6 protein-coding genes are annotated in these 13,157 nt (G+C 76.9%); all 6 read right to left on the bottom strand.

Annotated elements, in window-relative coordinates:
* On the bottom strand, positions 1-2,893 hold a 2,893-nt coding region (locus AB4039_RS39020; RefSeq protein ID WP_442272992.1), incomplete at its 3' end, for a condensation domain-containing protein.
* A gap of 540 nt (positions 2,894-3,433) precedes the next feature.
* Positions 3,434-8,722 carry a condensation domain-containing protein gene (locus AB4039_RS39015; RefSeq protein WP_442272991.1) on the bottom strand — a complete coding sequence of 1,763 codons (5,289 nt, stop codon included), beginning with the start codon at positions 8,720-8,722 and terminating at the stop codon, positions 3,434-3,436.
* An 11-nt stretch (positions 8,723-8,733) separates the two neighbouring features.
* Positions 8,734-10,560, bottom strand: coding sequence for a non-ribosomal peptide synthetase (locus AB4039_RS39010; protein WP_442272990.1), 1,827 nt, complete (start codon positions 10,558-10,560; stop codon positions 8,734-8,736).
* Positions 10,561-10,565: 5 nt separating this feature from the next.
* Entirely contained in the window at positions 10,566-11,609 is a 1,044-nt protein-coding gene (locus AB4039_RS39005; RefSeq protein ID WP_266843407.1) for a TauD/TfdA family dioxygenase, read from the bottom strand.
* Positions 11,610-11,664: 55 nt separating this feature from the next.
* Positions 11,665-12,468: an alpha/beta fold hydrolase gene (locus tag AB4039_RS39000; protein ID WP_266843408.1), complete on the bottom strand. Its 804-nt coding sequence runs from the start codon at positions 12,466-12,468 to the stop codon at positions 11,665-11,667.
* The coding region (locus tag AB4039_RS38995; RefSeq protein ID WP_442272989.1) for a phosphopantetheine-binding protein at positions 12,465-13,157 on the bottom strand (693 nt) is incomplete at its 5' end. The genes AB4039_RS38995 and AB4039_RS39000, both read right to left, overlap by 4 nt.

Here is a 13,157-nt window from a genome sequence, read left to right as displayed (position 1 = left end):
CCCGCTCGGACGCCCTCGCCGCCCGCTCGTCCGCGCGCGCTGCGGCGAGGCGCTCGCGGCGCTCCGCCACCGCCGCGCCCTCCTCGCCGGTCAGCAGCCCCCACCCGGTCACCGGCCCGGTGGGGTCGGCCGCCGCCCGCGCGAGGGCCCGTAGGAACAGGTCCAGCAGCAGTTGCGCCGTACCGGCGTCGAACAGGTCCACCGCGTACTGCCACCACACCTCCAGGCCGTCGCCGCCCGGCAGCTCCACGCAGGAGGCGCTGAGATCGAACTTGGCCACCTCCAGGCCCGGTTCGACGAACCGGCCCGACAGCGGGCCGTCGGTCCCGGTGTCCTCGCCGCCCCGCTCCTGCGCGGTCAGCATCACCTGGAAGAAGGGGTTCACGGCGCCTTCCCGCCGCGGCCGCAGGTGTTCCACCAGCAGGTCGAACGGCAGCTCCTGGTGGGCGTACGCGGCCAGGTCCGCGTCCCGCGCCCGGTCGACCAGCTCCGCGTACGAGGCCTCGCCCGACACGTCGGTGCGCAGCACCAGGGTGTTGACGAAGAACCCGACCAGCTCCTCCAGGGCCTCGTCGCCGCGCCCCGCGACCGGCGTGCCGATCGCGATGTCCGTCCCGGCGCCGACGGCTGCCAGCGCCAGCGCCAGCGCGGGCTGGAGCACCATGAGCAGGCTCGCGCCGCGCTCCTCGGCGAGCGCGGCCAGCCGCCGGTGCGCGTCCGCGTCGAGGCGGGCGGTGAGGGTGGCGCCCGTCCCGCTGGGCTCGGCGGGCCGGGGCCGGTCGGCGGGCAGGTCCAGCAGGGTCGGCACGCCGTCGAGGGCCCCGCGCCAGTGCGCCAGCAGCGCGGCCGGGTCCTCCAGGAGTTCGCGCTGCCACAGGGTGTAGTCGGCGTACTGCACGGGCAGCGGCTCCCAGCCGGGCGGACCCCCGGCCAGCCGGGCGGCGTAGGCCGCGCCGAGGTCGCGCAGCAGGGGGCCCACGGACCAGCCGTCGGTGGCGATGTGGTGGGTCAGCAGCGCGAGGGTGGCGGAGCCGTCGCCGGGCACGAACAGGGCCGCCCGCAGCGGAAGATGGGCGGCGAGGTCGAAGGCGGCGCCGGTGAAGCCGGCCACCAGCTCCGCGACCTCCCCGGGCGCGCAGTCGCGCACCGGGAGCGGCACCTCGGGGGCCGGGAGCACGTGCTGGTAGGGCTCGGAGTCCACCGCCGGGTACACGGTGCGCAGCACCTCGTGCCGCTCCACGACGTCGGCGAGGGCCGCCCGGAGCGCGTCCCGGTCGGGGACGGCGTCCAGGCGCAGCACGAGCGGCAGGTTGTAGGTGGCGGAGGGGCCTTCCAGGCCGGCCAGGAACCACAGGCGCCGCTGGGCGAAGGACAGCGGGACCCGGTCCTCGGCGGGCAGCACCTCCCCGGCGAAGACCGCGTACGGGTCGCGGTCCGGCCCGGGGTCCGCGGCCGGGGACCGCAGCGCCTTGCGGTCGATCTTCCCGGAGGGTGTCCGGGGCAGCGCGGGCAGCAGGGTCACGGTGCCCGGTACGGCCGCCGCCGGGAGCGCCGCCCGTACCCGGTCCCGCAGCTCCGCGGTGCCCACCCCCTCGTCGGCGACGACGAAGGCGGCCAGCCGCAGGACCCCGTCCGCGCTCCGCGGCGCCACCACGGCCGCCTCGCGGACCCCGGGGTGCGCGGTCAGCACCGACTCCACGGAGGCCGGGTCCACCCGGTGGCCGTTGATCTTCACCTCGTCGTCGGCCCGCCCCCGGAAGCCCAGTTGGCCGTCGGGCCGTACGTGGACCAGGTCGCCGGTCCGGTACGCGCGCTCCCCGGCCAGCGTGGTGAACCGGGTCCCGGTCAGCTCCGGCCGGCCGAGGTAGCCCTCGGCGAGGGCGCCGCCCAGCAGCCACAGTTCGCCGTCGACGACGGCGGCCCGCACCCCGGGCAGGGGGGAGCCGATCGGCACCGGCCCGCCACGGTGCCGGGAGAGGTCGGCGACGGTGGCCACGACGGTGGCCTCGGTCGGCCCGTAGGTGTTCAGCAGCCGCACCCGGTCCGGGTCCACGGCCGCGCACCACTGCGCGACCCGCTCGGGCAGGGCCGCCTCGCCGCCGATGACCACGGTCCGCAGGGCGGGCGGCAGCCGGTCGACGCCCGAGGAGAGGGCGTGCGTCAGCTCGTGCCAGTACGCCGTCGGCAGGTCGAGCACCGTCACCCCGTGCGCGGCGCAGCCCGCCAGCAGCCCGGGGACGTCGAGCATCTCCTCGTCCCGCAGGACCAGGGCGGCGCCCGCGCCGAGGGTCAGGAAGACCTCCTCCACGCTCGCGTCGAAGTGCAGCGGCGCGAACTGCAGCACCCGGTCCTCGGCGGTGATCCCGTAGCGGGCGGTGGCCCCGGCCGTGAAGTGGGCCAGGGCGCGGTGGCCGACGACGACGCCGTTGGGGGTGCCGGTGGAGCCGGAGGTGTAGATCACGTAGGCGGATCCGGCGGTGACCCCGGGTCCCGGCAGGGGGAACTCCCCGGTGCCCAGGGCGATGTCGTCCCGTCCGGTGCAGTCGGCGAGGATCGCCGCGTTGCGGGCGGCGGGCGCGGCCGGGTCGAGCGGCAGGTAGGCCGCACCGGTCCGCAGCGCCGCGAGCAGCCCGACGACGGCGTCGATGCCGCGCGGGCGGTGTACGGCCACCAGCCGGCCGGGACCGGCCCCCTCGGCGGCCAGCGCGTCGGCCCGCAGTGCCACCGCCAGGGCCAGCTGCCCGTACGTCATCCGGCGCGTGCCGTGCACCAGCGCGAGCCGCCCGGGGCCGGCGGCGACCCGGGCGTCGAGCCGGTCGAGCACACCGGGAGCCGGGGTGATCGCCGGGCCGCCGTCCAGGACGGCGCGGGCGGTGGGGGCGGTCGAGGGCATCGCGGGGCCTCCAGGCGAGGGGGTGGGTGCGGACCGCAGTCCGTGCCCCCACGCTAGGCACCGCCCCCGCCCCCGGCGGGCAGTCCCTCCGGCAGCTCCCCGGCCCCGCGCTGCCGCCCGGGACTGCCGCTGCGCGCCGCCGCCGTGACCGACCGCCCGGGGCCGGTGCCGTCCGGGGCTGCGGGCGGGGCTGCCGGTCGGGGCTGGCGCCCGGGACCGTCGCCCATGACCGGTGCCCGGGACCGTCGCCCGGCACCGGTGCCGGCCGGGGCTGCCGGTCGGGAGTGCCGCGCGGGGCTGGCGCCCGGGACCGTCGGCCGGGGCTGCCGGTCGGGGAGTGGCGCCCGGGGCCGGTGTCGGACGGGACCGCGGCTCCGGGCTGCCGTCGGCCGGGAGTGCTGCCGCCCGTGAGCCGACCCCGCTGCTCGCGGTCACGCGCGCGGCCGGCCCCCGCCCGGAGGGGACGGGGGCCGTGAGCCGTGGGGCCGACCGCCGGGAACCGGCCCCCGACCCCGAAGGGGTCGCCGGGGCCGGGGGACGCTACGGCTGCCGGACGCGGGCGCCCGCGTGGGTGCGGCGGCGCAGGGCCGGGGCGGGGGCCGATGCCGGCCCGGTGGTGGGGGCCGTCGACAGCAGGGCCGCCAGCCGGGCCGGGGTGGGGTGGCGGAACACCTCGCGCAGGGTCAGTTCGCGTCCGAGTTCCGCCCGTACCCGGTTGACCAGCCGTACCGCGAGCAGCGAATGCCCCCCGGACTTGAAGAAGTTGTCGTCCGGACCGATCCGACCCCGCTCCAGCACCTCCGCGAAGAGCCGCAGCAGCGCGTCGGTCAGAGCGCCGGCGGGGCCCGGCGCGGGGGCCGGGGCGGAGGCCGGCGCGGGTTCCCGGGCCGGCGGGACCGGGGCCTCGGGCAGCAGGACGGCCGCCGGGACCTCGTAGTCCGGCAGCCGGTCCGCCGCCCAGGCCTGGAGGTCGGCCTCCGTCACCGCTCCGGCCGGGGTCACGGCCCGGACGAGCAGCCGGCCCCCCTCCACCCGGGCCCGCGCCGACACCACCGCCGGATGCGCCGTCAGGACCGTCTCCACCCGGGCCGGATCGACCCGGTAGCCCMCGGCGAGCGGCCGCGCGGGACGCCGGTCGGCCGGGGCCGGCAGGGCGGACACGTGCCGGGACGGATCGGCGGCGAACAGCTCCAGGGCCGACACCAGCAGCGCCGCCAGCCGGGCCGCGCCCGAGGGCCCGTAGAGGTCGGTGGCGTACTCCAGGACCCCCGACAGACCGCCGGCCGGCCGCTCGGTCAGGGCGAAGGTCAGGTCGGACTTAGCCGTCCGCGCGGCGAAGGTCCCTTCCGTGCCGGCCAGCGGCCCGCCGGACGCCCCGGCCGGAGCCGGGTTCACCTGGAGCATCACCTGCACCAGCGCGTCGTGTGCCGAGGACCGGTGCGGGTTGAGGGCCTCCACCAGCAGGTCGAACGGCAGGTCCTGGTGCGCGTACGCCGCCAGGTCCGCCTCCCGGACCCGGTCGACGAGCTCCTCGAAGGCGGGGTCCCCGCCCGTGCCGGTGCGCAGCACCAGCGTGTTGACGAAGAAGCCCACCAGCCCCGACAGGGCGTCGTCGGCGCGCCCCGCGACCGTCGTGCCGATGGCCAGGTCGGTCCCGGCCCCGGCCCGGGTCAGGGCCGCCGCCAGCGCCGCCTGCACCACCATGAACAGGGTGGCGCCCCGCGCGTGCGCGATCCGCAGCAGCGCCCGGTGCGTGGCGGCGTCCACCTCGAAGCCGGTGACGGCCCCGCGTCCCGACGGCACGGCCGGCCGGGGCCGCTGCGTCGGCAGGTCGATCAGCGGCGGGAGCCCGGACAGGGCCCCGCGCCAGTACGAGAGCGGGGCGCCCGGGTCGGCGAGCAGCTCCCGCTGCCACAGCGTGTAGTCCGCGTACTGCACGGGCAGCGGGGACCAGCCCGGCTCCCGGCCCGTCGCCGCCCGTGCCCCGTACGCCGCCGCCAGGTCGGCCAGGAGGGGGCCCGTGGACCAGCCGTCCGCGGCGATGTGGTGCAGGAGCAGCACCAGGGTCTGAGGGCCCCCGCCCTCCGGCAGGATCAGCCAGGCCCGCAGCGGCAGGTCCCGCGTCAGGTCGAAGACGTGCCCGGCCGCCCCGTCGACGGCCGCGGCCACGTCCGCCGCGTGCACCAGTTCCAGTTGCGGCCGGGCTCCCTCCAGCACCCGCTGGTACGGCTCCCCGCCCTCGGTCCCGTACACGGTGCGCAGCACCTCGTGCCGGGCGGCGAGGTCCGCCAGCGCTCCGGCGAGCGCCACCGCTTCCAGCGGCCGTTCCAGGCGCCGCACCAGCGCGACGTTGTAGGTGGCGGACGGCCCCTGGAGCTGGTCGAGGAACCACAGCCGGCGCTGCGCGTACGACAGCGGTATCCGCTCGGGCCGGTCCGGTACGGGGAGCAGCGCGGGCCGCGCCGTCCCCGCCCCGGTGCCCGTCCCGAGGCGGCGGTGCAGGGCCGCCGCGGTGGGGGCCAGGAACAGGTCCCGGATGCCCGCCTCCACGCCGAGCACGGCCCGGATCCGGTTGACGAGCCGGCTGGCCAGCAGCGAATGCCCGCCCGACTTGAAGAAGTTGGCGTCGGCGGCGATCCGCTCCGCGCCCAGCACCTCGGCGAACAGTCCGCACAGGATCTCCTCGCGCGGGGAGGACGGCGCCGCCGTCGCGGCCGGCGGGGCCGCCGCCGTCGCGGCGAGCGCCTCCCGCAGCCGGTCCCGGCGCCGCTCCAGGCCCCGCCGCTCCGGCTCCCGGACCAGGTCCAGTGAGCCGAGGCGGGCCGACGGATCGGAGGCGAAGGCTTCGAGGGCCCGTACGCAGATCTCCAGCAGCAGCCGGGCCGTGTCCTCGTCGAAGAGGTCGGTGGCGTACTGCACGTGCACGTCGAGGCCGTCCGGGGCGCCGTCCGCGGTGTGCCGCCCGGCGCAGTGGAAGCTCAGGTCGAACTTGGCGGCGCCCAGATCGGTGCTCCCGGCCCGGCCCGTGACCGGGCCGAGCGACACCCGCTCGTCGGCGGCCTCCCGCACGGTCAGCATCACCTGGAAGAAGGGGTGTTCGCCCAGAGCCCGGCCCGGCTCGGCCAGGTGCTCGACCAGGACGTCGAAGGGCAGGTCCTGGTGGTCGAAAGCGGACAGGTCCGCTTCCCGGACCCGGTCGACGAGCTCCCCGAGGGACGGGTCGCCCGACAGGTCGGTGCGCAGCACCAGCGAGTTGACGAAGCAGCCGACCAGCTCGTGCAGGTCCTGGTCGGGGCGACCCGCGACCGGGGTGCCGATCGCCAGGTCCTCGCCCGCGCCGGTGGCCGAAAGCGCCGCCGCCAGCGCCGCGCGGACCACCATGAACAGGCTCGCCCGCCGCTCCCGCGCCAGCCCGGACAGCGTCCGGTGCGCGACCGCGCCGACCGCGGCCGACACGGTGGCGCCCCGGCCCGAGGGCTCGGCCGGGCGCGGCCGGTCGGCGGGCAGCGCGGTCCGCGCGGGCATCCCGGCGAGGGCATCGCGCCAGAAGCCGAGCAGGGCGGCCGGGTCGGCCAGCAGCTCGCGCTGCCACAGCGCGTAGTCGGCGTACTGCACCGGCAGCGGAGGCAGTTCGGGGGCGCGCCCCGCGCACCGCGCCCCGTACGCCTCGCCCAGGTCCCGCAGCAGCGGGGCCAGGGACCAGCCGTCGGTGGCGATGTGGTGGACCAGCAGCACCAGCACCGCACCGCCGTCGCCCGGGACGAACAGCCGGGCCCGCAGCGGCGGCCGGAGCGCCAGGTCGAAGGGCTCCCGGCCGAATGCGTCGACCAGCGCGTCCAGCTCGCCGGGCGCGCACGTCTCCACTTCCAGCGGCACCCCGGCCCGCGCGAGCACCTGCTGGTACGGCTCGCCGCCCTCGGCCCCGTACACCGTGCGCAGCACCTCGTGCCGGGTGACGAGGTCACCGAGCGCGGCCTCCAGCGCGGCGGGTTCCGGGACCGCCTCCAGCCGCAGCACCAGCGGGGCGTTGTAGGCCGCCGAGGGACCCTCGATGCGGTCCAGCAGCCACAGCGCCCGCTGCGCGGCCGACAGCGGGATCCGCCCCTGCCGGTCCGGTACGGGGACCAGCGCGGGCCGGGCCGCCCCGGCCGCCCCCGCTGCGGCCAGCCGCCCGTGCAGGGCGGCCGGGGTCGGGGCGAGGAACAGGTCCCGGATGCCCAGTTCCAGGCCGAGCGCGCCCCGGATCCGGTTCACCAGCTTGCTCGCGAGCAGCGAATGCCCGCCCGACTTGAAGAAGTTGGCGTCGGCGGCGAACGCCTCGCCCTCCCCGCGCCCGAGGACCTCCGCGAACAGGCCGCACAGGATCTCCTCCCGGGGCGAGAGCACGTCGCGGCGTGCAGGGACGGCGCCGCGCGGGGCGGCCGCGGGGGCCGGGAGGACGCTGCGCCCGCGCGCGGCGAGGGCCCGTGCCTGCGGACCGGACACCGGGCCGAGGGCGCCGAGGCGGGCCGTGGGACGGTCGGCGAACGCTTCGAGGGTCCGTACGTAGAGCTCCAGCAGCAGGCCGGCCGTGTCCTCGTCGAAGAGGTCGGTGGCGTACTGGAGGGCGATCTCGATCCCGTCCGGCCGGCCCTCGGCCGTGTGCAGCTCGCGGCAGTACCAGGTCAGATCGAACTTGGCCGTGTCCAGGTCGACGTCGGCGAGCTCGCCGCCGATCCCGCCGCCCAGCTCCACCCGGCCGACGCCCGCACCGCCGGCGGCGCCCGCGTCCACGGTCAGCATCACCTGGAAGAAGGGGTGGTGTCCCAGGGCGCGTTCCGGGGCAAGCCGCTCCACCAGGAGGTCGAAGGGCAGCTCCTGGTGCTCGTACGCCGCCAGGTCGGCTTCGCGCACCCGCTCCAGCAGCTCCCCGACGGACGGGTCGCCCGACAGGTCGGTGCGCAGCGCGAGGGAGTTGACGAAGAAGCCGACCAGGTCGTACAGGTCCTCGTCGGGGCGGCCCGCGACCGGGGTGCCGATCACGACGTCCTCGCCCGCTCCGGCCGCCGACAGGGCCGCCGCGAGGGCGGCGCGGGCCGCCATGGCCGGGCTCGCCCGGTGGGTGCGCGCCAGGGCGAGCAGCCCGCCGTGGGCCGCCGCGTCCAGCCGGGCCGTCAGCGTGCCGCCCCGGCCCGAGGGCTCGGCCGGGCGGGGCCGGTCGGCCGGCAGGTCGACGACCGCCGGGGCCCCCTCCAGCGCGGTCCGCCAGTAGGCCAGTTGCTCGGCGGCCAGGCTGTCCGGGTCGGCGGGGTCACCGAGCAGCTCGTGCTGCCACTGGCTGTAGTCCGTGTACTGCACGGGCAGCGGCTCCGCGTCGGGGGCCCGGCCGGCCAGCCGGGCGGCGTAGGCCCCGGCCAGGTCGCGCAGCAGGGGGCGCAGCGACCAGCCGTCGGTCGCCACGTGGTGGATCAGCAGCACCAGGGTGGAGGTCCCGTCGCCCGGCAGGAACAGCCGGGCGCGCAGCGGGGGTTCGACGGTGATGTCCAGGGGCTGCCGGATGAAGGCGGCCACCCGTGCGTCCCGTTGGTCCGGCGCGCACTCCTCGGCGGTGAGCCGCGCGGCGGGCGCTTCGTCCAGCACCCGCTGGTACGGCTCCGCGTCGGGCCCGGCCGGCAGTACGGTGCGCAGCACCTCGTGCCGCCGCACGACGTCGGCCAGCGCCAGGGCCAGGGCCCCGGCGTCGGGTTCGCCGTCGAGGTGCAGGACGACCGGGGCGTTGTAGGTGGCGGAAGGGCCGTGCAGCCGGCCCAGGAACCACAGCCGGCGCTGGGCGTACGACAACGGGATCACGGTCATGTCCTTCAGGAGTTCGGGCTCGCGGCGGCCGCGACCAGGGTGTCGAGGTGGGCGGCCAGGTCCCGCAGGCGCGGGTTGGCGTAGACGGCCTTCACCGGGAGGGAGACGCCCAGTTCGGCGCGGACCCGCGAGACCAGCTTGATCGCGAGCAGCGAATGGCCGCCCAGCTTGAAGAAGTTGTCGTCGGGGCCGACGTGTGGGGCGCCGAGCACCGCGGCCCAGACGCCCGCGATCAGCGTCTGCGAGGCGGTCAGGCCCCCGGCGGTGCCGTCCCCGGTGGCGGCGGGCGCGGTGGCGGCCGGCGCCGGGGCGGGCAGCGCGGCCCGGTCCACCTTGCCGTTGACGGTGACCGGGAACCGCTCCAGGGCCACGAAGGCCGCCGGGACCATGTACGCGGGCAGCACGGCGGTGAGGCGTTCGCGCAGCGCGTCGCCGGTGACGGGGCCGGCCGCCCGGTAGTACGCCACCAGGCCCGGCGCCCCGTGGACGTCCTCGCGGAGTACGACGGCCGCCTCGGCGATCCCGGGGACGGCGGCCACCGCGGCCTCGACCTCGGGGAGTTCGAGGCGGTGGCCGCGCAGCTTGACCTGGCCGTCGGCCCGCCCCAGGTAGGCCAGCCGGCCGCCGGGCAGGAGCCGTACGAGGTCGCCCGTCCGGTACATGCGGCCGCCGTGTCCCTCCCCGGCGGCGTCGGCCACGAACCGCTCCGCGGTCAGGGCGGGCCGGCCCCGGTAGCCGCGGCCCACGCGGGGGCCCGCCAGGTACAGCTCGCCGCTGCCGCCCTCGGCGACCGGGTTCAGGCCCTCGTCCAGGACCCGCGTGCGCAGGCCCGGCAGGACGCTGCCGATGTGCGGCTCGTCGGCGCCGTCCACCCAGCCCGCCGTGGCGTCGACCGTGCACTCGGTGGGCCCGTACAGGTTGACCGTGCGCAGCACCCCCCGTTCGCCGAGCCGCGCCAGGCGCCGCCACAGTGCGGGGCTGACGGCCTCGCCGCCGATCAGCAGGGTCAGCGGCCGCGGGCCGCCGTCGGGCGTGAGCAGGTCCAGCAGGGGATCGGCGTGCGCGGGGGTGATGTCCAGGTCGGTCAGGGCCTGTTCGTCGACCAGCCGGGCCAGCAGCGCCGGGTCCGCGCGGGTCTCGTCGTCGATCATCACCAGGGTGTCGCCGCGGCAGAGGCGGACCCACTGCTGCACGGAGGCGTCGAAGGACGGCGAGGCGTTCCAGCCGACCCGCCCGCCCTCGGTGACGGCGATGCCCGCGCCCTCCAGCTCGCCCAGCAGCGCGGACGCGGCGGCCCGGCCGATCTCCACGCCCTTGGGGCGGCCGGTGGAACCGGAGGTGTAGATGACGTAGGCCAGGGTGTCGCCGGAGACGGCCACCGGGGCGTACGGGAGCTCCGGGCCGGGCGCGGCCAGCGCGGCCACGCTCACGTGCGGTACGCCCTCGGCGAGGGGCGCGGTGTCAGCGTCGGCGGTGACGACCAGGTCGGCGCCCGCGTCCTCGACGAGGTAGCACCGTCGTTCGGCCGGCAGCTTCGGGTCCACCGGCAGGTACGCGGCCCCCGCGGTCAGGGTCCCGACCAGCGCGGTGACGAGCTCCGCGCCGCGCGGCAGGCACAGCGCGACCACGCTCTCCGGCCCGATGCCGCGGGCGGCCAGGCGGCCCGCGATCCGCATGGCCTCGGCGCGCAGTTCGCMGAAGCTCCTCGCGCTCCCGTCCGCGACGACGGCGGTCCGGTCGGCGGGGGCCAGGGCGAGCCGGGCCAGCAGGTCGGGGACGGGGGCGGCGGCACCCGCGTGGAGGCGGCTGCGCTCGGGAAGTACGGCGGTCATGAGGGTCACTCCCCGGTGAAGACGGTGGTGGACGGCTGGGTGACGGGCGCGCAGTCGGCCAGTGCGACGGGCTCGCCCATGGCCACGAGGATCTTCCGGTCGCCCCGGTAGGCCTCGCGGCCGTGCGCGCACAGGATGTTGTCGACGATCATCAGGTCGCCCCGCTGCCAGGTCTCCCGGACCGTGACCCGGTCGTAGACGGCGTTGACCGCGTCGACCTCGGCTTCGGTGAGCCGGGAGCCGTCGCCCAGGTAGGTGTTGAAGGGCAGCCCGTCCTCCCCGTACGTCTCGACGAGGACCTCGCGGACGTCCGGGTCCAGGGTGCGGCTGTTCCAGAAGGCGAAGTGGTTGAACCAGGTCCGCTCGCCCGTCACGGGGTGGGTGACGACCGCGGACCGCCGCTGGCGGGTGATCATCGAGTCGTCCTCCTCGACCCACTCGTAGCCGACGGTGTTCTCCTCGCAGTAGGCCTCGGCCACCGCCTTGTCCTCGGTGGCGAAGGTCTTGTACCAGGGCAGCCCGGCCAGTTCGGAGTAGTTGCGCACGAGCAGCCAGCCGGCCCGCTCGAACCGCTCGACCAGCTCCGGCGGCAGCAGCCGCAGTGCCTCGCGCATGTCGCCGACGGTCGTCGCCCCGCCCTCCTCGGGGGCGGTCACGCAGCCGAACAGCAGCACCCCGGGGAAGTCGAGGGTGTAGCTGTTCTCGTTGTGCAGCCGGATCGGCTGGACCGCCGGCAGGTCGGTGGAGGAGAACACGCCCTCGCCGAAGTCGGTGCGCGGGGTGGCCTTCTCCTTGTACCCGGCGCGCCGCTCGATCAGGGCGTCCCGGGCGGCGGCGAACGAGGCCGCGTCCTCGACGGGCAGCCCTCGCAGCAGTACGGCGCCGCTGCGCAGCAACTCGGCCTGGATGGCGGCGCGGTGGGCGGTCAGCCAGGCGGTGGAGGCGTCCGTATCGAGACCGGCGGGGGCGTGCACGACGACGGGCTTGCCGGGCTCGCGCACCGGGGTGATGGCGCCCGCCCGGGCGGGGGACTCTGCGTACGTGGTCATCGAACGTCCTTAAGGGGATGCGGAGACGAAGGGGAGCGGTGGCCGCGCGGCGCGGTCAGGCGGCGGCCGGGGCGGCGGCGTGTCCGCCGACGACCGGACCCAGCACGGAGAAGAACTCCGGCAGTCGTTCCTGGAAGTAGAAGTGGCCGCCCGGCAGCACGTACGAGGCGAACGCGCGGTCGGTGATCTGCGCCCAGCGGATCAGCGAGGCCGCCGGCGCGACCGGGTCGGCGTCCCCGCCGATCACCGTCACGGGGCAGGCCACCCGGGCCTCGGACTCCGCGCAGCGGTAGACGTCGTCGATGGCGAAGTCGGCCCGGATGGACGGCAGGATGATCTCCCGCAGCTCCGGTTCGTCGAGGATGCCGTCGTCGGTGCCGCCGCGCTCCTTGATGGCGGCGACCAGCTCGTCGTCGTCCAGCCGCTCCGGGTACACGGCGCACGGGTTGGCCAGGAACGGGGCCCGGCAGGCCGAGGCGATCAGGGCGCGGGGCGCCCGTCCGGCCGCCTCCAGGCTGCGGACGACCTCGAAGGCCACGAGCGAGCCCATGCTGTGCCCGAGCACCACCAGGTCCTCGGTGACCCCGTCGGGCAGCGCCGCCACGACCGGACCGGCCAGGTCGGCGATGTCCCGGGGGAGGTCCTCGGCGAAACGGGCGCCCCGGCCCGGGTACTGGCCGATCAGCAGGCGGACGTCGGCCGGCAGGTGGGCGCGCCACTCCGCGTAGGCGTGGGCGTTGCCGCCGGCGTGCGGCAGGACCAGCAGCGCGGTGCGCTGCGGACCCTCGCCCGGCAGGTCCCAGACCACGTCGTCGGGTGCGGGGGTGAAGGCGGCCTGGTCCTGGTCGGTGGTGCTCATGAGGAACTCCGTTCCTGGTCGGGGGTGCGGCGGCGCAGCGCGGGCCGGGCGCGCCGGGGAGCGGGCGCCCCCGCGGACAGCAGCCGGGTCTCGATGTGCTGGGCGAGGGTGACGGGGGTGGGGTGCTGGAAGACGTCGCGCAGGGTGAGGGTGACGCCCAGGGCGGTGCCGATGCGGTTCGTCAGGCGGGCGGCGAGGAGGGAGTGGCCGCCCTGGTCGAAGAAGTTGTCGTCGATCGACAGGGGGGACGGGGTGGCCAGCGCTTCCCCGAACCAGGTGCGCACCTTCTCCTCCAGCGGGGTGCGCGGTGCGCGTCCGCCCGCCGTGGCGACCGCCTGCGGTGCGGGCAGGGTGCTCTTGTCGATCTTCCCGTTGGGGGTGAGGGGCAGCCGGTCCAGGAGGACGACGAAGGCCGGGACCATGTGGTCGGGCAGGAGCGTGCGCAGCCAGAGGCGGACGTCCTGGGGGGAGAGGCCCTCGTCGGTGGTGACCAGGTAGGCGGTCAGCTGGGGCGTGCGGTGGTGGTCCGGGTGCGTGGCGAGGGTGGCTTGGGTGATGTGGGGGTGGGTGGTGAGGGTGGTTTCGATTTCGGTGGGTTCGATGCGGAAGCCGCGGATCTTGATCTGGGTGTCGGTGCGGCCGGTGTAGTGGAGGTTGCCGTGGGTGTCCCAGTGGGCTTGGTCGCCGGT

Source organism: Streptomyces sp. M-16 (assembly GCF_052114405.1).
In the GTDB taxonomy this organism is placed as follows: domain Bacteria; phylum Actinomycetota; class Actinomycetes; order Streptomycetales; family Streptomycetaceae; genus Streptomyces.
The sequence above is the reverse complement of the archived record's forward strand: the minus strand, read 5'-3'. Positions and strand labels throughout refer to the sequence as shown.

Coding starts and splice junctions, on each gene's coding strand:
- AB4039_RS39005 (WP_266843407.1), bottom strand. CDS start 11,609: ATGACCACGTACGCAGAGTCCCCCGCCCGGGCGGGCGCCATCACCCCG.
- AB4039_RS39000 (WP_266843408.1), bottom strand. CDS start 12,468: ATGAGCACCACCGACCAGGACCAGGCCGCCTTCACCCCCGCACCCGAC.